General features: G+C 63.5%; 23 protein-coding genes. 7 read left to right on the plus strand and 16 right to left on the minus strand.

Annotated elements, in window-relative coordinates; genetic code table 11:
* Window positions 1-7 precede the first annotated feature (7 nt).
* From recO to ACP15P_RS10685, 12 genes are all read right to left on the minus strand, one after another.
* Window positions 8-760: a DNA repair protein RecO gene (recO, locus tag ACP15P_RS10630; RefSeq protein ID WP_424928435.1), complete on the minus strand. Its 753-nt coding sequence runs from the start codon at window positions 758-760 to the stop codon at window positions 8-10.
* Between the two features lie 9 nt (window positions 761-769).
* A complete protein-coding gene (locus ACP15P_RS10635) occupies window positions 770-1,102 on the minus strand; it encodes a DUF1491 family protein (RefSeq protein WP_424928436.1) in 333 nt (110 codons plus the stop codon).
* A 136-nt stretch (window positions 1,103-1,238) separates the two neighbouring features.
* Window positions 1,239-2,162 carry a GTPase Era gene (era, locus tag ACP15P_RS10640; protein ID WP_424928437.1) on the minus strand — a complete coding sequence of 308 codons (924 nt, stop codon included), beginning with the start codon at window positions 2,160-2,162 and terminating at the stop codon, window positions 1,239-1,241.
* The gene (gene rnc / locus ACP15P_RS10645; protein WP_424928438.1) at window positions 2,159-2,839 is read right to left on the minus strand and encodes a ribonuclease III; all 681 of its coding nucleotides are present in this window, start codon (window positions 2,837-2,839) and stop codon (window positions 2,159-2,161) included. Before rnc ends, era begins: the two co-directional genes overlap by 4 nt.
* Window positions 2,836-3,630: a signal peptidase I gene (gene lepB / locus ACP15P_RS10650; protein WP_424928439.1), complete on the minus strand. Its 795-nt coding sequence runs from the start codon at window positions 3,628-3,630 to the stop codon at window positions 2,836-2,838. Before lepB ends, rnc begins: the two co-directional genes overlap by 4 nt.
* 114 nt (window positions 3,631-3,744) lie before the next feature.
* A complete protein-coding gene (locus tag ACP15P_RS10655; protein ID WP_424928440.1) occupies window positions 3,745-4,368 on the minus strand; it encodes a trimeric intracellular cation channel family protein in 624 nt (207 codons plus the stop codon).
* Window positions 4,365-4,838 carry a ribonuclease HI gene (gene rnhA / locus ACP15P_RS10660; RefSeq protein WP_424928441.1) on the minus strand — a complete coding sequence of 158 codons (474 nt, stop codon included), beginning with the start codon at window positions 4,836-4,838 and terminating at the stop codon, window positions 4,365-4,367. The genes ACP15P_RS10655 and rnhA overlap by 4 nt, the downstream gene beginning before the upstream one ends.
* Entirely contained in the window at window positions 4,835-5,428 is a 594-nt protein-coding gene (locus ACP15P_RS10665) for a class I SAM-dependent DNA methyltransferase (protein ID WP_424928442.1), read from the minus strand. The genes rnhA and ACP15P_RS10665 overlap by 4 nt, the downstream gene beginning before the upstream one ends.
* Before the next feature lie 21 nt (window positions 5,429-5,449).
* Window positions 5,450-5,911, minus strand: a complete 462-nt coding sequence (locus tag ACP15P_RS10670) for a DUF3429 domain-containing protein (protein ID WP_424928443.1) — start codon at window positions 5,909-5,911, stop codon at window positions 5,450-5,452.
* A 16-nt stretch (window positions 5,912-5,927) separates the two neighbouring features.
* Complete coding sequence (gene ispH / locus ACP15P_RS10675; RefSeq protein ID WP_424928444.1) at window positions 5,928-6,881, minus strand: 4-hydroxy-3-methylbut-2-enyl diphosphate reductase; 954 nt, start codon at window positions 6,879-6,881, stop codon at window positions 5,928-5,930.
* A gap of 15 nt (window positions 6,882-6,896) precedes the next feature.
* Entirely contained in the window at window positions 6,897-7,481 is a 585-nt protein-coding gene (locus ACP15P_RS10680) for a uracil-DNA glycosylase (protein WP_424928445.1), read from the minus strand.
* Between the two features lie 38 nt (window positions 7,482-7,519).
* Complete coding sequence (locus tag ACP15P_RS10685) at window positions 7,520-8,098, minus strand: LabA-like NYN domain-containing protein (RefSeq protein ID WP_424928446.1); 579 nt, start codon at window positions 8,096-8,098, stop codon at window positions 7,520-7,522.
* A 459-nt stretch (window positions 8,099-8,557) separates the two neighbouring features.
* Here ACP15P_RS10685 and rpoZ point away from each other — a divergent pair, with 459 nt between their 5' ends.
* From rpoZ to acpS, 5 genes are all read left to right on the plus strand, one after another.
* Entirely contained in the window at window positions 8,558-8,911 is a 354-nt protein-coding gene (gene rpoZ, locus ACP15P_RS10690) for a DNA-directed RNA polymerase subunit omega (RefSeq protein WP_424928447.1), read from the plus strand.
* A gap of 122 nt (window positions 8,912-9,033) precedes the next feature.
* Window positions 9,034-11,118, plus strand: coding sequence for a RelA/SpoT family protein (locus tag ACP15P_RS10695; RefSeq protein WP_424928658.1), 2,085 nt, complete (start codon window positions 9,034-9,036; stop codon window positions 11,116-11,118).
* 47 nt (window positions 11,119-11,165) lie between these two features.
* Window positions 11,166-11,855, plus strand: coding sequence for a DUF2062 domain-containing protein (locus ACP15P_RS10700; RefSeq protein WP_424928448.1), 690 nt, complete (start codon window positions 11,166-11,168; stop codon window positions 11,853-11,855).
* A 12-nt stretch (window positions 11,856-11,867) separates the two neighbouring features.
* Window positions 11,868-12,650 carry a pyridoxine 5'-phosphate synthase gene (locus ACP15P_RS10705; protein ID WP_424928449.1) on the plus strand — a complete coding sequence of 261 codons (783 nt, stop codon included), beginning with the start codon at window positions 11,868-11,870 and terminating at the stop codon, window positions 12,648-12,650.
* Entirely contained in the window at window positions 12,647-13,051 is a 405-nt protein-coding gene (gene acpS / locus ACP15P_RS10710) for a holo-ACP synthase (protein ID WP_424928450.1), read from the plus strand. The genes ACP15P_RS10705 and acpS overlap by 4 nt, the downstream gene beginning before the upstream one ends.
* Before the next feature lie 137 nt (window positions 13,052-13,188).
* Here acpS and ACP15P_RS10715 read toward each other — a convergent pair whose 3' ends face one another.
* The 3 genes from ACP15P_RS10715 to def form a co-directional block, all read right to left on the minus strand.
* Window positions 13,189-14,217, minus strand: coding sequence for a trans-3-hydroxy-L-proline dehydratase (locus tag ACP15P_RS10715; protein WP_424928451.1), 1,029 nt, complete (start codon window positions 14,215-14,217; stop codon window positions 13,189-13,191).
* A 235-nt stretch (window positions 14,218-14,452) separates the two neighbouring features.
* On the minus strand, window positions 14,453-15,361 hold the full coding sequence (fmt, locus tag ACP15P_RS10720; protein WP_424928452.1) for a methionyl-tRNA formyltransferase: 909 nt from the start codon (window positions 15,359-15,361) through the stop codon (window positions 14,453-14,455).
* Between the two features lie 27 nt (window positions 15,362-15,388).
* Window positions 15,389-15,910, minus strand: a complete 522-nt coding sequence (gene def / locus ACP15P_RS10725; protein ID WP_424928453.1) for a peptide deformylase — start codon at window positions 15,908-15,910, stop codon at window positions 15,389-15,391.
* A gap of 92 nt (window positions 15,911-16,002) precedes the next feature.
* On the opposite strand from def, the gene ACP15P_RS10730 reads away from it, so the two are divergent.
* A complete protein-coding gene (locus tag ACP15P_RS10730) occupies window positions 16,003-17,175 on the plus strand; it encodes a MalY/PatB family protein (protein WP_424928454.1) in 1,173 nt (390 codons plus the stop codon).
* Between the two features lie 171 nt (window positions 17,176-17,346).
* On the opposite strand, the gene ACP15P_RS10735 is transcribed toward ACP15P_RS10730, so the two are convergent.
* On the minus strand, window positions 17,347-17,661 hold the full coding sequence (locus tag ACP15P_RS10735; protein WP_424928455.1) for a DUF1127 domain-containing protein: 315 nt from the start codon (window positions 17,659-17,661) through the stop codon (window positions 17,347-17,349).
* 106 nt (window positions 17,662-17,767) lie between these two features.
* Between ACP15P_RS10735 and ACP15P_RS10740 the strand changes: the two genes are divergently transcribed.
* Complete coding sequence (locus ACP15P_RS10740; protein ID WP_424928456.1) at window positions 17,768-18,670, plus strand: LysR substrate-binding domain-containing protein; 903 nt, start codon at window positions 17,768-17,770, stop codon at window positions 18,668-18,670.
* The last annotated feature ends 61 nt before the right edge of the window (window positions 18,671-18,731 follow it).

Here is an 18,731-nt window from a genome sequence, read left to right on the forward strand (position 1 = left end):
AAAAAATCTATGCGGGCTGGGGGTTTAGCCCGCGCTGGATGCTTTCGACCGCACGTGCGCGGGCGGAGGGGAGACGTTCCTGATTGAGGGTTGGGGCGAGCCATTTGTCGAGAAACCAGCCGGTCAGGCGAAATCCGGCGGCGAGATCGGAGGGCTGCGCCTGATCCCCCGACTCCCAACCGTCACGCAAAAAAACAGGCAATTCCAGAAACTTGTCGGACCACGGCGCCCCGGCCTCACTGCTGACGGCACGGCCGGATTTAGGGGAGACCCAGATGAGGTCGGCGGTGGTGCCGGTGCCGGCGCATTTGGTGAGGTCGAGGCCGAAGCCGAGTTCGCGCAGCAGGGCGAGCTCCCAGGCGGCATAAAGCTGCGGCCAATCCTGCGATGCGCCCAAAACAGTCAACAATTCCAACGTCCTGGCGTAAAGCCAGGGGTGTGGTTCACGCTCCGCGAGGCTCACCGAAATGAGGGCCGTGACGGAAGATAATGTCGCCAGAGCGGCTCTATTTGACATAATCTGAGCGGTTCGCGCCGGAAGTGGATCGACGCGGAAATTGCCGAGATGTTCCTCGAGACGGGCGGACCAGTCGAGGGAGAGGATGGCGCCGGGCTGGAGGATTGGGGCCATTTTTCGGCTGGCGCCGCCGCGCACAACGCCAGGGTGACGGCCGTGTGCCTTCGTCAAAACCTCAATGATTACAGAGGTTTCGCCGTGCCGTCGGGCAGAAAGAAGTATCCCCTCGTCGCGCCATTCCATTGCAAAAATCTAGCCGGAAAGGCCCGGTTCGTCCAGCAGGGTTCGGCCGTGGCGGTCCTCGACCTCGATAATCCAGATGTCGGGATCGAAGCTGCGTTGCCGGGCGAGGTAAGCCTCAACATCGGCGTCGGCACCTTCGCTGAAGACGGTCCAGACGCGATTGCCGGCCGCATCCCAACTTCTTGAAAAGGCTTGGGAATTACCATCCAAAGTGTTGAGCTTCACGATTACCGAACCGGCGGTCGCGTCGCCTTTGGAGGTCACGAAAGCGGGAATGTCATTGAGGCGGAGGCGGGTGAGATAGGCCTGGACCCAGAATTCGGCCGTGAGGCGCGGTGTCATGCGCGGACGTGTCCGTTTTGGGTGAAAAGTGGCACAGATTGAGAGTCAGTTGGCACAGATTGTGAATCAAATGGCACAGATTGCACGAAAAACGGCGAATTTGGCGCAGATTGCACGTGGTTTTGCCCTGCGCGGCTCAACTGTCCCCGTCCGAGAAGTTAAGGCCCATTTCCGAATACCGCTCAGCCTCGTCGAGCCATCCGGGCCGAACCTTGACGGTCAGGAAGAGATGAACCTCCTGGCCCAGGAATTCCTTCAGCTCGGTCCGGGCGGCCTTGCCCACGGCCTTGACGGTCTCGCCCTTCGGTCCGAGCAGGATGCCCTTGTGGCCGTCGCGGGCGACGTAGATGACCTGGTCGATTTTGACGGAGCCGTCCTTGCGCTCCTCCCAGGCCTCGGTTTCCACGGTCAGCTGATAGGGCAGTTCCTGGTGGAGGCGCAGGGTGAGTTTTTCGCGGGTGATCTCGGCGGCGATCTGGCGGGTGGCCATGTCGGCGATCTGATCGTCGGGATAGAGCCAGGGGCCGTCCGGCACTTCGGCCGCCAGCCATTTGCGCAGGTCGTCGATGCCGTGACCGCGCTCGGCGGAGATCATGAAGGTGGAGGCGAAGCTGAACTTTTCATTCATCTTCGCGCTGAGGGCCAGAAGCTGCTCGGCTTTCACCCGGTCGATCTTGTTGATGGCGAGGGCGACTTTCGTATTTTTCGGCATCTGCTCGAGCATGGCGTCGAGGATGTGCTGCACGCCAGGGGTGCAGCCGCGATGTGCCTCGATCAGCAGGACCACGAGATCCGCGTCGGAGGCACCGCCCCAGGCGGCGCGGACCATGGCGCGGTCGAGACGGCGGCGGGGCCGGAACAGGCCGGGCGTGTCGATGAACACGAGCTGCGCGTCGCCCTCTGAGACGATGCCGCGAATTCGGGTACGGGTCGTCTGAACCTTGTGGGTGACGATCGAGATCTTGGCGCCGACCATGCGGTTCATCAGGGTGGATTTACCGGCGTTGGGCTCTCCGATCAGGGCGACGAGGCCGCAACGGCTGTTTTCGGGGCTGTTCATTCTGTCCCATCCACCTTGTTGAGCAGGGATTCCGCCGCCAGCTGCTGGGCCGCGCGTTTTGATGGTGCCTGACCTTTGGCGCTGCGGCCATCGGAAAGTCGGGCCTCGACCTCAAAAACCGGGGCGTGGTCGGGGCCGGAGCGGTTGAGATCGACGTAGGCGGGCGGCTGCTGTCCGCGGGCCTGGGCCCATTCCTGCAGCGCGGTTTTAGCGTCGATGGTCTGACTTTGCGCCTTTGCGATGCGTTTGCCCCAGAGACGCAGGACCAGCGTGCGGGCCGCGTCCATGCCGCCATCGATATAGACGGCGGCGATCACGGCTTCCATCGCGTCGCCCAGAATGGCGCGTTTGCGGCGGCCGCCGGAGATCATTTCCGAGCGGCCCATGCGGATGGCCTCGCCGAGATTGACCTCTGCCGCGACCTCGGCACAGGTTTCCTTGCGCACCAGCGCATTGAGGCGCGGAGCGAGTTTGCCCTCGTCGGCCTTTGGGTCCTGGTCCAGCAGGGCCTCGGCAATGACGAGACCCAGCACGCGGTCGCCCAAAAACTCCAGGCGCTGGTACTGGGTGCCGCCCCCCATGGAGGGGTGCGTCATGGCCTCGATAAAAACGTCCGGGTTCGTGAACCCGTAGCCGAGGCGTTCCGCCGCCGCGGCCAGTGTCCGGCTCAGTTTCAATCAACCCTCACGAAAAACCGGTCAGGACGCCAGGTCCAGAAGGCGAGCATGGACGATCCGGCGGAGGAGAAAATCACCCGGTCCGCACGGCCCACGAGATTTTCAAACGGCACCATGCCAACCCCGCCCGCGCTCTGGGAGAAGCGGCTGTCCATGGAGTTGTCGCGGTTGTCGCCCATGAAGAAATAGTGATCCTCGGGCACGGTGAAGACCGGCGTGTTGTCGCCAAAGCCGTTGTCGATGTTGAGGATCGCGTGTTCGGTGCCTTCGGGGAAGGTCTCGAGGCTTTCCTCCTTGAAGCATTCATCACCGCGGGAGGCGCGGTTGGCGCAGCGCGGCAGGTTGCCCATTGGTCCCTGGGGCTCGTTGAGTTCCACGAACGGGGACTGCGGCTCCTGGGGGGCGGGGCTGCCGTTGATGTTGAGCACGCCGTTGACAACCTGGACGGTGTCACCGGGCAGGCCCACGACACGTTTGATGAAATCGGTGCCCTGGGTGGGGTGTTTGAACACGATCACGTCGCCGCGCTCGGGCTCGGAGCCGAGGATGCGGCCGGAGAACGGACAGATCGGGAAGGTGGTCGAGAACGGGCAGGAATGGCGGGAATAGCCGTAGGCCATTTTGTTGACGAAGAGGAAATCCCCGATCAGCAGCGTGGGTTTCATGGAGCCGGAGGGGATCCAGAACGGCTGGAAGAACAGCGTGCGGATCAGACCCGCCAGGAGCAGCGCATAGACGATGGTTTTGACCAGTTCGACGAAGCCGCCCTGAGCTTTGGTTTTGCTCGACATGGGGTATTCCTGGAAAAATGTTGCGGTCGCCTTGTGGCGGCTGGCCGGATTGGAGTCAAGGTGAAGCGGTTTTCAGGCCGGGGCACGAAGGTGTCAGATGTCGCGCCCGGTACACTACTGCCGCGGCGGAAAACTGCGGTAGGTGGGAAGGCTCCAGCCGAAGAGGATGCTGCCGGCGCGCAGGGCGAGGGTGATGGCGACGCAGGCGATCACGGCGAGAAACTCTGATCCGGTGAGCGAAAAGACCACCACGTTGCCGAGCGCGCCCGCGAAGGCGGCGGTGACGTAGAGCTCGCCCTGTTTCAGGACCAGTGGCACCTCGTTGCCGACGACGTCGCGCATCAGGCCGCCGAGGCAGCCGGTGGTTACGCCCATCATCAGGATCACGGGCCAGGAAGCGGGCAGTTCGCGGGCGATTTCCGCGCCGGCGGTCACGGCCACGGCCAGGGCAAGCGCGTCGAGCCAGATGATGGCGCGGTAGCGGCTTTCCAGCCTGTGGGCCAGGAAATAGACGATTACCGCCGCGGTGCAGGCCACACCCACATAGGCCGGGTTCTGCACCCAGAACACAGCGCCGCGGTCAAGGACGAGATCGCGCACGGTGCCGCCGCCGATGGCGGTGAGGCAGGCGAAGAACAGGAAGCCGATGAAATCAAGCTGGGCCCGGCTGGCGACAAGCGCGCCGGTCAGTGCGAAGACGAACACCGAGGCAAAATCCAGAAACTGCGCGAGACTCATCCGGCGGCCTTCTTTTTCTCCGGTTTGAACGGCTCCATGCCCTGGCGGGCCAGTTCATCGGCGCGTTCATTTTCCGGGTGGCCCGCATGGCCCTTGACCCATTCCCAGGTGATGTTGTGGCGCCGTGCCGCCGCGTCGAGGCGTTTCCACAGCTCCTCGTTTTTCACGGGCTTCTTCGCGGCGGTTTTCCAGCCGTTGCGTTTCCAGCCGTGGATCCACTTGGTCAGGCCGTCCTTGACGTAGACGCTGTCGGTGACGACCGTGACCGGCGAGGGGCGCGAAAGGGCTTCGAGGGCGGAAATGGCCGCCATCAGCTCCATGCGGTTGTTGGTGGTTTCCGGCTCGCCGCCGTTCAGTTCGCGTTCCTTGACCACGGTGTCGCCGTCGCGGGCGATCAGGATGGCGCCCCAGCCGCCGGGGCCGGGGTTTCCGGAACAGGCGCCGTCCGTGTAGGCAAAAATCTCGGTCATGTGCGTCGCGCCCTGAGAATGATGAAGGGTGATGTGGTTCCGTCGAGCCCGGTGGAGGAGCCCCTGCGCAGGGCGGTGATCTCAAATCCGGCTTCCGCCAGCATGTCGCGCAACTCGTCCTCTCCGAAATAGCTGTAGAACCGGCCGATTTTGTCGCGGCGCTCGCCCTCACCGGCCTTGAGGCCGAGGTGGAACAGGCCCTGGGATTTCAGCGCGCGTGCGATCCGGGCGAGATTTGCGGGCATGTCGGCGCGTGGGGCGTGGAGCAGCGAGAAATTGGCCCAGATCCCGTCGTAATGCGCCTCCGCGTCCAGGTCGTCGAAACGGGCGAGGCGGGCCGCGACGCCGGGGGTTTGTCCGGCCATTTCCACCATGGCGGGCGTGGCGTCCCAGGCCTCCACGGTCAGACCGGCCTGCGCCATGAAGGCCGCCGCGTGGCCTGGGCCGCAGCCGAGGTCGAGGACGCGGGCGGCCTGGGGGAGTTCGTCCATGAAGGCCTGAAGGTCGGCGTCGGGTTTTTCCCGGCCGAAACGGCTGGCGTAGTCCTGGAACCGCTCGCCATAGATTTTCAGTGTCCGCGCGTCACTCATGGGAAAACCGCTCCCGCCGCCTCAGCCATGCAGGGCCCCGACCAGCAGGCAGAGAATGACGCCGGTGGTCAGGGGAAGCCGCAGTGAAATCCAGTATTCGGGCGTCACGCCGCGCCGGTGCAGCCAGAGGTCAATGCCCTGAAGCACCGCGAAGCCGAACGCGAGACCCGCGCAGCTCATCTCCGGCTCGGGGCGCATGGAGAACAGGGCGATGGCGGCGGGGATGATGCTGGCGAAGAGGATGCCGAGCTTTGGGACGCGGCCCGGTGCGGAGGCAAAACCCCACAGGCAGCCGCCCATGAAGCCGAGGATGATGGCTCCGAAATCCTGCAACAGCTTCACGCCGCCGTCGGGAGTCGGGGCAAAAATTCCGAAACCCGGCAGGACGCCCGGGCCGGAGAGAATGAGCATCACGCCGTAGACGAAGGGGATCAGCCCCGCGACGCCCAGCAGCGATGACGCAAACGGAACCCCACGCATCATGCCCGGCACCGCCCCGTCACGCGCTCACCTGCTGGCGCAGCACGCGTGGCACCTTGAACTCCACGTCCTCCTTGGCGGTCTCAACGAGTTTCTCGGTCACGTCATACCGTTCGCGGAAGGCCGCGATGACCTCCTCGACCAGGACCTCCGGCGCGGAGGCACCGGCGGTGATGCCGACCGAGCGGATGCCGTCGAGGGCGCGCCAGTCTATGTCGGCCGCCCGCTGTACCAGCTGGGAGTAGGAACAGCCCTCGCGGCTGCCGACCTCGACGAGACGCCGGGAATTGGAGGAGTTGGGCGCGCCAATGACCAAGAGCGCGTCGATTTTCGAGGCCATCGCCTTGACCGCCGCCTGGCGGTTGGTGGTGGCGTAGCAGATGTCCTCCTTGTGCGGCCCGATGATCTGCGGGAAGCGGGCCTGGAGGGTTTCGACGATCTCGGCCGTGTCATCCACGCTCAGGGTGGTCTGGGTGATGTAGGCCAGTTTCGAGGGGTCACGGGGGCTGATTTCAGCGACATCGGCGGGGGTTTCCACAAGGATCACCTCACCCTCGGGCAGCTGGCCCATAGTGCCGATCACCTCCGGATGGCCACGATGGCCGATCATCACCATCTGCAGGCCGTTCTCGTAGTGCCGTGCGGCCTCGATATGAACCTTGCTGACCAGTGGGCAGGTCGCGTCGACATAGAGCATGTTGCGGCCCTCGGCCTCGATGGGCACGGATTTCGGCACGCCATGGGCGGAGAAGATCACCGGCCGGTCCGTGGGGCATTCCTCCAGCTCGTCCACGAAGACCGCACCCTTGTCGCGCAGGCCATCGACCACGAAACGGTTATGCACGATCTCGTGGCGCACATAGACCGGCGCGCCCCATTTTTCGAGCGCCATTTCGACGATCTTGATGGCGCGGTCCACACCCGCACAAAATCCGCGTGGAGCGGCCAGGTAGAGATCCAAAGGCTGTGCCATGCTACATCCGGAAGTTCAGTTTCGATTCACGTCTATATAGTCGCGCAGCCGTCCAATGACAGCCGCAAACATCGCGGGCGTCAAACGCCCCGTGTTCATGTTGTAACGCGAACAGTGGTAACTGTCGAACAGCCGCAGACCGTCCACGTCATGTTCCGCGCCATGGGCAAAGGCGTGGTCCCTCAGCCGCAGCCCCAACGCCCGCAGAACCGCGTCATGGGAAATACGCCCCAGACAGAGAACCGCGCGCAGGCGTCGCATCCCGGCCATTTCCTCAATCAGATAAGGTCGGCAATTCGCGATTTCCGCCGCTACGGGGCGGTTTTGCGGCGGCACACAGCGCACGACATTTGTGATGGCGCAGTCGTGCAGGACCGGTTTGCCGTCGCTTTGCCCCGCCACAAATCCGAAGGTTTCAAGCGCGGCAAAGAGCGCGTCGCCCGAGCCGTCGCCGGTGAACGGCACACCCGTGCGGTTGGCCCCGGCAAGACCAGGTGCGAGGCCCGCAATCAGGACCTGCGCGTCTGGTGAACCAATGGGGGGAACCGGGGCGTTGTGCCAGTCCGGGTGTTTGAGACAGTTTTCCTGCCGGAAGGCCACAAGCCTCGGGCAGGAACCGCAGTTAGCGGGTGCGGGGATCAGTCGTCCCCGTCGTCGTCATCATTCTGACGGGAGGAATGGTCGTCATTGCGCGGCGGGCGGCCAATGACGTCACGCAGCTCATCAAGTTCGATGAAGTTGTCGGCCTGGCGGCGCAGTTCATCAGCGATCATCGGCGGGCTGGTGCGGATGGTGGAGACCACCGAGACGCGTACGCCCTGACGCTGAAGCGATTCAGCCAGCGGCCGGAAGTCCCCGTCGCCGGAGAACAGCACAATGTGATCCACATGTGGCGCGATTTCCATGGCATCGACCGTGAGTTCGATATCCATGTTACCCTTCACCTTGCGCCGTCCGGTGGCGTCGGTGAATTCCTTGGCCGGCTTGGTGACCATGGAAAAGCCGTTATAATGCAGCCAGTCAACCAGAGGGCGAATGGGCGAGTATTCGTCGTTTTCCAGGAGAGCCGTATAATAGAAGGCACGAAGGAGCTTCCCGCGACGCATGAATTCGGTGCGCAGCAGCTTGTAGTCGATATCAAAGCCCAAAGCCCGCGCGGCCGCATATAGGTTCGCCCCGTCGATAAAGAGAGCAAGGCGTTCGTCACGGTAGAACATGCGACGGTTTTCTCCTGTTGTTTAGAGTGGAATACGCCGCAGGTTTACAAGCGGATCATTCCGTGAAGGACGACTGTATATTCAGCACATTTGCGTTTGAAAAGTTGTATCGTTCCGTCAAATCCCCGAATCTGTTACTTGAGACTGTAACGTTCGGTTCGATTATGCAATCTTTTGTTTTGTTTTGAGTGGGTTGCGCGGAAATCCACCGCCGCCGTGGATTGTAACTTTTGCGGCAACTTAAGAGGTCATACCAGAACACCACCATACCACTAATCGCATTTGGAGTGTGTTTTATGACATATCCAGGGCTGGACAGGCCTTTCGAAACCTCTAAAATGGCTGGAAAGGCCAAAATTTGCGCGAATACTGCGCCACACCCCTGATTCGGGGGTTGCGTCGCTATTTGCGCCCATTTATGTAACTGCCTTCCCCGCGTCCGGATATTTGGAGATCGCTTTGGCCCGCGTAACCGTAGAAGACTGTGTCGACAAAGTACCGAACCGGTTTGAGCTTGTGATGCTTGCCGCGCACCGTGCGCGCATGCTGGCCTCCGGTGCCGAAATCACCATCGACCGTGACAACGACAAGAACCCGGTTGTAGCCCTCCGCGAAATCGCTGAGGAAACGCTGACGGCCGACTCCCTGCGCGAGTCCGCAATTGAGAGCCACCAGCGCCAGATCGAGGTTGATGAGCCCGAGGAGGACGTCATGACCCTCCTGACCGGTTCCAATGACGAACCCGCTGAGGACGACATGTCGGAAGAGAAACTCCTCCGCGCCCTCATGGAAGCCCAGGGCGAAAACAACTGACCGTCATTCCACCAGGATCCGTAACCGCAGACATCTCCGACAGAACGGGGCCGGATGCGGTTACGCCGGTGGAACCGCTCGTATCGCTGATACGCAGCTACAATCCCCAGTCAAATTCCGAGATGATTGCCGAGGCCTATGCCTATGGCATGAAGATGCATGAGGGGCAGCTCCGCTCCTCCGGTGAGCCGTATTTCAATCATCCGATAGCCGTGGCCCTTCTGCTGGCTGAGCAGAAGCTCGACGATGCGTCGATCATCACCGCACTTCTGCATGACGTGATTGAGGATACCGGCTCGACCTGGTCCGAGATCGCCTCCCGCTTTGGCAATGAGGTCGCGACGCTGGTGGATGGCGTGACCAAGCTGACCAATCTGGAGCTGTCCTCCAAGGACAACGCCCAGGCCGACAATTTCCGCAAGCTGCTGATGGCCATGTCGAAGGACGTGCGTGTTCTGCTGGTCAAGCTGGCCGACCGCCTGCACAACATGCGCACCATCCGCCATCTGCGCCCCGAGAAGCAGAAGCGCAAGGCGCATGAGACCATGGACATCTTTGCCCCGCTGGCCGGTCGCATGGGTATGCAGTGGATGCGCGATGAGCTGGAAGACATCTCCTTCCGCGTTCTCAATCCGGACGGGCGCAAGTCGATCATCCGCCGCTTCATCAAGATGCGCAGTGAATCCGGTGACGTGATCGCCCGCATCACCGAGGACATTCGCACCGTCCTGAAACAGGCCAATGTCGAGGCCGAGGTGTTTGGTCGTGAGAAGAAGCCCTATTCCATTTGGCGCAAGATGGAGGAGAAAAACGAGAGCTTCTCGCGCCTGTCCGACATTTACGGCTTCCGCATCATTACCAACAGCCCGGTGGACTGCTACCTGGCGCTGGGGGCGGTTCACAAACGCTGGGCGGCCGTACCGGGACGCTTCAAGGACTATATCAGCCAGCCCAAATCCAACGGCTACCGCTCTATCCACACCACGGTTTCCGGGCGCGACGGCAAGCGGGTGGAGATCCAGATCCGCACCCATGAGATGCATACGGTGGCTGAGACGGGTGTTGCCGCGCACTGGTCCTACCGGGACGGGGTGCGGTTCGAGAACCCGTTTGCCGTGGACCCGTTCAAATGGCTCGCCACCATTGCCGAGAGGTTTGAGCACGGCGAGGACAGCCAGGATTTCCTGGAACACGTCAAAATGGACATGTTCCAGGACCAGGTGTTCTGCTTCACGCCGAAGGGCATGGTGGTCAAACTGCCCCGTGGCGCGACGCCCATTGATTTTGCCTATGCCATTCACACGCGGATCGGCAATTCCTGCGTCGGCGCGAAGGTCGACAACAGCCGGGTGCCGCTCTGGACCAAGCTGCGCAACGGCCAGTCGGTGGAGATCATCCGCGCCGAGGGTCAGCGCCCCCAGGCGACCTGGGAGGACATGGTCGTCACGGGCCGTGCCAAATCCGCCATTCGCCGCAGCCTGCGTGACGAGCGCAAGGCCACCTGGATCCGGCTGGGCCGCGAGATCGCCCGTGTGGCGCTGAGCCGGGTGGGCAAGGAAAGCACCGACAAGGCGCTCGACACGGCCGCGCGGCGTCTGAGCCTGAATGACCGGGATGACGTTCTGGCCGGTCTTGGCTCGGCGGAACTGACGGGGCATGACCTCGTTGGGGCGCTCTATCCGGAGCTGTTGCGGGACAATGTTCTGCCGACGCTGGATGACAACGCCTCGCCTGTGGTGATTGGCCTGGAGTCCGGCCAGGAGGGTCGCCCCGCGCCCTGCTGCAACCCGATCCCGGGCGAGCGGATCGTTGGCATCGCCACCCGTGGCAAGGGCGTAATGATCCACGCCATCGACTGCGCCGAACTGGTGGAGGTCGAGGATGAACCCGTGCGCTGGCTCGATCTGCGCTGGGGTCCGGGGCACGACCGGGCCGATCATGAGGTCCGGATCGAGATGATTATGGCCAACGGAACCGGCGTTCTGGGCCGCATCTGCACACTGATTGGCGAGCAGCGGGCGAACATCGTGGATATCCGGTTTCTGGACCGCAAGCCGGATTATTTCAGATTATTCATTGATATCCTCGTCCGCGATATGGAACACCTGACCAATGTGTTAACGGCGATCGACGCCGATTCGGACATTGCGGAGGTACATCGGCATCGCGCAGCGGCACCGGTACAAAACCGGACCACGACTGATTAGTTATTTCCTGCCAGGATGGGCAGGGAACGGAGAATCATTGCGGATCCATGGTATTTAAACGGCGCAACAAGCTGGGAATTGGCCGTCGGCTGCTTCATTTCGTCGCCCCGCCCAAGGGGTGGCGGCGTGGAGTGGAGTATATTGGCCATCGCATCCGCCGTCTGCCCGACACGCCGCATCGCATTGCCGTTGGTCTCGCCTGCGGCACATTCGTGTCCTTCACGCCGCTTTTCGGTCTGCATTTCTTTCTCTCCATGGGGCTTGCGCGTTTATTGGGTGGCAACATCCTGGCGAGCCTGCTGGGCACGTTTTTCGGCAACCCGCTGACCTTCCCGCTCATTGCGTCCTTCTCGCTCGGCTTCGGCCGCCGCATCCTTGGCCACGGCCTTTCGGGCCGGGATTTCGGTCGTGTGACCGATGCATTCACCGAATTTTTCATCGGTCTGTGGGAGAGTTTCTGGAGCATTTTCGGCTATGGCAACGCGCAGTGGGGCAAGGTCATGCTCTTCATGGAGGACATCCTCTTCCCCTATCTGATCGGTGGGCTATTGCCCGGCGTGATCTCCGCCGTCGCGGTTTATTTCATCTCGAGGCCGATTATCGTCACACTCCAGACCCGCCACCGCGCCCGCGCCCTTAAAATCGCCGCGAGGAAGCGCAAGGAGCGCAAATCCCCGAGTGACGGCGTCTCCCGGCAGTCCTATGTTGGCAAGAAGAAAAAACCCGTCACCGGATAGGGATTGAAGAGAATGCCGCCTGCAAAACCATTGGGCCGACTTCGGCTCGGTGTGAACATTGATCACGTCGCAACCGTCCGCAATGCCCGTGGCGGCCCCTGGCCCGACCCGGTCCGCGCCGCCAAAGCCGCCGAGGCCGCGGGGGCCGATGGCATTACCGCGCATCTGCGTGAGGACCGTCGTCACATCACGGACGCGGATATTGACGCGCTGGTGGAAAACCTCTCGGTGCCGCTCAATCTGGAGATGGCCGCGACTGAGGAGATGCAGGCCATTGCGCTGCGCCACAAGCCCCACGCGGTCTGCATCGTGCCGGAAAAGCGCGAGGAGCGCACCACCGAGGGTGGTCTGGAAGTCGCGCGTGAGGAAAACCACCTGGCCCATTTTATCGCGCCGTTGCGCGAGGTGGGCTGCCGCGTATCGATCTTTATCGCGGCCGACCGGCGCCAGATCGAGGCCGCCCACCGCATTGGCGCGCCGGTGATCGAGCTGCATACCGGTGCATATTGCGAGCATGACATTGCCGGTGACATCGAGGCCCGCGACGCGGAGCTGGAACGCCTGCGCGAGATGGCGACATTCGCCAGTTCGCTGGGGCTGGAGGTTCATGCGGGCCACGGCCTGACCTTCGACAATGTCAAACCGGTCGCGGCCTTCCCGGAGGTTATGGAACTCAATATCGGTCATTTCCTGGTGGGCGAGGCGATTTTCAGCGGCCTCGACGGCTCGATCCGACAGATGCGCGCCCTGATGGACGAGGCCCGGGCGGAGGCATTCGGAGACGCGTCCGCGTGATTATCGGCATCGGCTCCGACCTCGCCAATATCGACCGGATCGCCGGGACCATCGAGCGGTTCGGCGACAGGTTCATCAACCGGGTTTTCACCGAGCGCGAACAGGCCACCGCCAACCGCAGGCGCGAGACCATCGCCACCTACGCCAAACGCTGGGCGGCCAAGGAGGCGTGCTCCAAGGCGCTTGGCACCGGGTTGCGCATGGGCATTTCGTGGAAAGACATGGGTGTCGTCAACCTGCGCACGGGCCAGCCCACCATGGAACTGACCGGCTGGGCATACGACCGCATGCACGCCCTCATGCCCCCCGGCCACACCCCGCACATGCATGTCACCATCACCGACGACCACCCCTGGGCGCAGGCGTTTGTGGTCCTGGAGGCGTTGCCGCCCAATAAATGAGGGCAGCGCCTGACCCTGGTGGGTGCGATAGCGCCCTCCTGGCGGAGGGTCGGGCGCTGCCCGGCGGTGCCGTCGGGCGGGAGGGTTGACGGGTTTCAACCTGGAGCAGCGCCATGGAGATTGCAGCAGTTTTTGCTTTACCGCGCCCCCCAGGTATCTGACAGCCTGTAGCCTTCGGGCCACGGATCGTCGGGGTCGAGCATGTGCTGGTGGGTTCCGGTGATCCAGCCGCGGCCGGAGATTTCGGGGTGAATGGCGGGGGTGTCGCCGACCCGGGTTTCGCCGAGGATTTTGCCCTGAAATGTTGAGCCGATGAGCGAGCGGACGTGCAGGCGGTCGCCGGTTTTCATGGCGCTGCGGGCGTGGAGCGTGGCCATGCGGGCGGAGAGCGCGGTGCCGGTAGGGGAGCGGTCAATTTTGCCTGGGCGGATGGCGACGGCAGCGGCGGTCTCATAGCCCTGCGCGCCTTCGGTCAGGGGGCCGGCGAAAAGGCAGAAGGAGATGTGGCGCCAGTCGGGATTTTCGGGGTGGTGAAACCCGAGTTGCGCGTTGGCGGCGGCGGTGATTTTCACGCCGAGACGGGCGAGGTCGTGGGCCTCGTCGGGAGTGAGGGAGAAGCCCAGTGTTTCAGCGTCGACTATAACGAAGCTGTCGCCGCCATAGGCGGTGTCGACGGTCAGGGTGCCAAGGTTTTCCACCTCAAGGGCCGCGTCGAGTTGGGTGACGAAGGAGGGCAGGTTTTGCACGTGGATGCGTTCGGCCTTGCCGTTGCGGCAGTCGGCGCGGACCCGGACGAGGCCGCCGGGGGCCTCCAGCACCAGATGGGTTTCGGGTTCCGTCATGGGAATGATGCCGCTGTCGAGCAGGACGGTTGAGACGCAGATGGAGTTGGAGCCGGACATGGGCGGGGTGTCCTCGGGCTCCATGATGATGAAGGCGGCCTGGGCCTCGGGGTGTTTGGGCGGAACGAGCAGGTTCACGTGGCGGAAGACGCCGCCGCGGGGTTCGTTGAGGACGAAATTGCGCAAGGCGCCGTCGCGGGCGATCCAGCGGCTTTGCTCCCAGATGGTGTCGCCGGGCGGCGGGGTGACGCCGCCGACGATGACGTCTCCCACCTCGCCCTCGGCGTGGCAGGAGATGGTGTGGATGGTTTTGGCGCTGCGCATTTGGGTCTCCCGGTTTGGCGGGAGGGTTGCCTGGGTGGGTGTGGGCGTCAAGCGGCACGGAATCCAGGGGCGAAGCCCCGCCGTGCCTGCGCCGGACCGGCCGGAAGGGCCGGCGCATTTGGGGTGGAACCGCGCGAGTGCGGAGCGAAGAGGTACAGGACGCCATAAAAACGCGTCACCCAGGCGTGGGACGCGCCACCCCCCGGTCCGACTCAGGCACGTCTGTCGTCAGGTTTCAGCTAAACGTCGCACCCGTTGGCACTGGAAACCCGCGCAGGAAATCGCCGGTGTCGGCGGCGCCCTTGCCGGCGCGCTGAAGGCGGAGGAGCTGGACGGCGCCGTCGCCGCAGGCCACGGTGAGGCTTTCGTCGAGGACCTGGCCGGGGGTACCGGTGCCGTCGGCGATGCGGCTCAGGAGGAGTTTGACGCGGGTGCCGTCGATTTCGGTCCAGGCACCTGGGAACGGGGCGAGGCCGCGGATCTGGCGGTCGATTTCGATCGCCGGGCGGGTCCAGTCGATGCGGGCCTCGGCCTTGTCGATTTTGTGGGCGTAGGTGACGCCTTCCGCGGGCTGGGGTTCCGGGGAGAGGCTGTCGAGGCGGGCGAGTGTGTCCACGATCAGGCCCGCGCCGATGGAGGCGAGGCGGTCGTGGAGGCTGCCGGCGGTGTCGTCGGACGCGATGGGGGTGGCCTCGCGGGTGAGGACGGGGCCGGTGTCGAGGCCCGCTTCCATCTGCATGATACAGACGCCGCTTTCCGCATCGCCGGCCATGATGGCGCGCTGGATGGGGGCGGCGCCGCGCCAGCGGGGGAGAAGCGAGGCGTGGATGTTGAGGCAGCCGCGTTGGGGTGCGTCGAGCACGGCCTGGGGGAGGATGAGGCCATAGGCCACAACCACGGCGGCTTCGGCGTTGAGGTCGGAGAGGGCCTTTTGCTCCTCTGGTGATTTCAGGCTTACGGGGCAGCGCACGGGCAGGCCAAGGGCCTCGGCGCGTTGATGTACCGGAGAGGGGCGCGGTTTTTTGCCGCGACCGGCAGGGCGCGGGGGCTGGCTGTAAACGCAGGCGATCTCGTGGCCCGCGTCGACCAGGGCGTCGAGAATGGTGACGGAAAAATCCGGGGTGCCCATAAAGATCAGGCGCATATTCGTTCCCCCCTGCCCGTTTCAGGTTCAGGCGCGTGCGCGCTCTTTTTTGACCTTCTTCATTTTGGACATGATCATGCGGCGTTTGACCGGGCCGAGATAGTCCACGAAGAGTTTGCCGTTGAGATGGTCGATCTCGTGCTGGGCGCAGACGGCCCAGCGGTCGCCGAATTCCTGCTCGTGGACCTCACCGTCAAGGCCAAGCCAGCGCAGGCGGATGCGTTCGGGGCGCGTGACATCCTCGAAAATGTCGGGGATGGAGAGGCAGCCCTCCTCGCTGGTCTCGGTTTCCTCGGACGCCCAGGTGATCTCGGGGTTGAGGATGACCATGGGGTTTGGTTCCTCATCCTCGCCGGTGGCGCAGTCCATGACGAAAACGCGCTTCATCACGCCGATCTGGGGCGCGGCGAGGCCGATGCCAGGCGCGTCATACATGGTTTCGAGCATGTCATCGCCAAGGCGGCGGATGTCATCGGTTACCCCGTCAACCGGTTCTACGGTTTTGCGGAGGCGGGGATCGGGTACCAGCAGGATCTGTCTCAGGGCCATGAGCGCGATTTAGGGCATGGTGGCCCCCTTGACAAGACACGGCGCGGCCATACCCATGGCCGCAAACCCGTTTCAACCGGACAGGATCACCAATGTACGACTTTGACGAGGAAATCGACAGGTACAACACCCATTCCCAGAAATGGGACGGAATGGAGGACGCGTATGGCGTTTCTCCGGAGGATGGCCTGGCCATGTGGGTGGCAGAGATGGATTTCCGGCCACCGCAACAGGTCAACGACGTGGTCATGGAGGCGGCAAGGCACGGGATTCACGGGTATTTTGCCAAACCGGAGGAGTACCTGGCGTCGATCACCGGATGGATGGAGCGGCGCCACGGCTGGACGGTACAGCCGCGGGAGATTGCCTCGGTACACGGGATTGTGGCCGGTGTGGGCAAGGCCCTGCGCGCCTATTCCGAACGCGGCGACGGGATCATTCTGTTCACGCCGGTCTATCACGCTTTCGCGCGGGTGATTAAGGCCAACAAACGTGAGGTTGTGGAATCCCCGCTGGAGCTGCGCGACGGGCGGTTTGAAATGAACCTGGAACGGCTGGAGGCCAGCCTGACGGGGCGGGAGAAGATGGTGATTTTCTGCTCGCCGCACAATCCGGGCGGGCGCATCTGGTCGCGGGACGAACTGCGGGCCGTGGCCGCGTTCTGTGAGAAGCATGACCTTGTGCTGGTGTCCGATGAGATCCACCACGATCTGGTGTTTCCCGGCGAGACGCATATCCCGATGGTTTTGGCCGCGCCGGAGCAGATTGACCGGACGGTGATGATGTCGGCCACCACAAAGGCGTTCAACATTGCCGGTGCGCTGACCGGGAATGTCATCATCCAGGACGACAGTCTGCGCCGGAAATTTGACGCGGATCATTCGGCCACGGGCAAGTCGATGAACCGGATTGGCGCGCTGATGGCCACGGCGGCGTATCAGCACGGGGATGAATGGCTGGATGCGCTCTGTCCCTATCTGGCGCGGAATGCGGAAGTGTTTCGCGAAGGGGTCGAGTCCATCCCGGGGGCGAAGGTGCATCCGATGCAGGGCACATATCTGGCCTGGGCGGATTTCAGCGGCACGGGCATGGAGAACGCCGAGATTGTGCGTCGTTTTCAGGAGGATGCGAAGATCGCGGCGAGCCACGGGCCGGATTTTGGCACCGGTGGCGCGCAGTGCATGCGGGTCAATATCGGCACGACCCGGGCGCGGGTTGAGGAGGCGGTCAGCCGGCTTCAGCGGGCGTTTGGGGATTTGCAGTAGGGATTTTGGGGCGGTTCAGAAGTATCTCCCCCAGATTGTGAAGCCGTTTTTCTACGGTGTCCGCCCATGAGACCAGGGCGGCGCCGGACCTGGTGGCGCATATACGCCTCCGGGGGAGGTTCGGCGCAGCCCGGCGGTGACGCCGGGCGGGCGGGGTGATGTGAGAGTGCCTTATTTGCGGCGCCCCCGGCCCCGTGTGAGCATCGCGGCCTCGGCAAGACGGCGTTTTTTGGCGGTGTCGTGGAGCCATTGCGCGGCATTGATGTGAATGGGCAGCATGGCGGCCTGGGTGACCTCGGCCCGGGTGACGCCGATATCGTCGAGCATCCGGTCGCTGAGGCGGACCGTGCGGCGAAAGGCGTGGCGGGCGGCGATCTGGTCCGGGGTTGGGCCCATGCGGGAGGCACCGGCAAGGAAACGGCGGGCGAATGCGCGGATGGACGGGATTTCAAAGCGTCCGGCGGGGGCGGTTGGGATGAAGGTCATGGTGGTCTCCTTTGTGATGGGACCAACATGAGCCAAGGGTATTGATCAATCAAACGAATAGGACTTATGCTATCTGTCAGAGATTCTGATAGATAGGAGATGCGCCATGCAGCCCCAGGAGAACGCGCTGCTGGAACTCGATCTGGTCCGCAGTTTTGTGACCGTCTCGGAGACCGGAAGTTTCACCGCCGCCGCGAAGCGGGTCGGGCGCACGCCATCGGCCATCAGCATGCAGATGAAGAAGCTCGAGGATCTGCTGGGGCGGCCCGTGATCGTGCGGCATCCGCGGCATGTGACGCTGAACCCGGATGGCGAGGCGTTTCTGGTGCATTGCCACGAGATGCTGCGCATTCAGGAACAGGCCCTGTCGCGGTTTCGTATTCCGCCCCTGGAGGGGCATGTGCGGTTTGGGGCGCCGGATGATTTTGGGATCACGCATCTGCCGGACATTCTGCGCCGGTTTGCCTCGACCCATCCGCTGGTGGAGGTGGATGTGGTGCTCTCGACCACGAAGCGGATTTTGGCGGATGTGGACAGTGGAGCGATCGACCTGGCGCTGACCACGTCCGAGAACGTGGCGGACGCGCCGGGGCGGCTTTTGCACAGTGAGAAACTGGTTTGGGTCGGCGCGCGGGACGGACGGGCGCACCGGCGCACCCCCCTGCCCCTGGCGCTTGCCTCCCAGGGGTGCGCGTGGCGATCGGCGGCTTTGGCGGATCTGAACGGCCGGGGAAAATCCTACCGGATTGCCTATACCTCGGAGACCGGCGCAGGGCAGCTGGCGGCGGTGCGGGCGGACCTGGCGATTGCCCCCCTGCCCGCGGGTCTTGTCGGGCCGGAGTTTCGGATTTTAGATGAGCGTGAGGGGCTGCCGGCCTTTGGGCCGTTCCATCTGCGGCTGGTGGAGGCCCGCGACACCGGGCCCGCGGCCAAGGCGCTGGGTCGGCATGTGGAGGAGAGCCTGGCCCTGAGCGGCGCGACGGCGGGAATTCACCGGCTGAGCGCCTAGACGTCTGAAATCCAGGCAAAAAAGAGCCCGGTGCGGACACCGGGCTTTTGAGTGGGGTTAC

It is taken from the genome of Amaricoccus tamworthensis, from assembly GCF_049800875.1.
Classification (GTDB): Bacteria; Pseudomonadota; Alphaproteobacteria; order Rhodobacterales; family Rhodobacteraceae; genus Amaricoccus; species Amaricoccus tamworthensis.

Excerpts from the sequence above, each read along its gene's own strand:
- era (WP_424928437.1), bottom strand. The coding sequence starts at position 2,162 with ATGAACAGCCCCGAAAACAGCCGTTGCGGCCTCGTCGCCCTGATCGGA.
- ACP15P_RS10740 (WP_424928456.1), top strand. The coding sequence starts at position 17,768 with ATGCAGCCCCAGGAGAACGCGCTGCTGGAACTCGATCTGGTCCGCAGT.
- ispH (WP_424928444.1), bottom strand. The coding sequence starts at position 6,881 with ATGGCACAGCCTTTGGATCTCTACCTGGCCGCTCCACGCGGATTTTGT.
- ACP15P_RS10730 (WP_424928454.1), top strand. The coding sequence starts at position 16,003 with ATGTACGACTTTGACGAGGAAATCGACAGGTACAACACCCATTCCCAG.
- ACP15P_RS10705 (WP_424928449.1), top strand. The coding sequence starts at position 11,868 with ATGCCGCCTGCAAAACCATTGGGCCGACTTCGGCTCGGTGTGAACATT.
- ACP15P_RS10735 (WP_424928455.1), bottom strand. The coding sequence starts at position 17,661 with ATGACCTTCATCCCAACCGCCCCCGCCGGACGCTTTGAAATCCCGTCC.
- ACP15P_RS10715 (WP_424928451.1), bottom strand. The coding sequence starts at position 14,217 with ATGCGCAGCGCCAAAACCATCCACACCATCTCCTGCCACGCCGAGGGC.
- ACP15P_RS10695 (WP_424928658.1), top strand. The coding sequence starts at position 9,034 with ATGATTGCCGAGGCCTATGCCTATGGCATGAAGATGCATGAGGGGCAG.
- lepB (WP_424928439.1), bottom strand. The coding sequence starts at position 3,630 with ATGTCGAGCAAAACCAAAGCTCAGGGCGGCTTCGTCGAACTGGTCAAA.
- recO (WP_424928435.1), bottom strand. The coding sequence starts at position 760 with ATGGAATGGCGCGACGAGGGGATACTTCTTTCTGCCCGACGGCACGGC.
- rnhA (WP_424928441.1), bottom strand. The coding sequence starts at position 4,838 with ATGACCGAGATTTTTGCCTACACGGACGGCGCCTGTTCCGGAAACCCC.
- def (WP_424928453.1), bottom strand. The coding sequence starts at position 15,910 with ATGGCCCTGAGACAGATCCTGCTGGTACCCGATCCCCGCCTCCGCAAA.
- ACP15P_RS10685 (WP_424928446.1), bottom strand. The coding sequence starts at position 8,098 with ATGTTCTACCGTGACGAACGCCTTGCTCTCTTTATCGACGGGGCGAAC.
- ACP15P_RS10665 (WP_424928442.1), bottom strand. The coding sequence starts at position 5,428 with ATGAGTGACGCGCGGACACTGAAAATCTATGGCGAGCGGTTCCAGGAC.
- fmt (WP_424928452.1), bottom strand. The coding sequence starts at position 15,361 with ATGCGCCTGATCTTTATGGGCACCCCGGATTTTTCCGTCACCATTCTC.
- ACP15P_RS10635 (WP_424928436.1), bottom strand. The coding sequence starts at position 1,102 with ATGACACCGCGCCTCACGGCCGAATTCTGGGTCCAGGCCTATCTCACC.
- ACP15P_RS10670 (WP_424928443.1), bottom strand. The coding sequence starts at position 5,911 with ATGATGCGTGGGGTTCCGTTTGCGTCATCGCTGCTGGGCGTCGCGGGG.
- ACP15P_RS10700 (WP_424928448.1), top strand. The coding sequence starts at position 11,166 with ATGGTATTTAAACGGCGCAACAAGCTGGGAATTGGCCGTCGGCTGCTT.
- ACP15P_RS10655 (WP_424928440.1), bottom strand. The coding sequence starts at position 4,368 with ATGAGTCTCGCGCAGTTTCTGGATTTTGCCTCGGTGTTCGTCTTCGCA.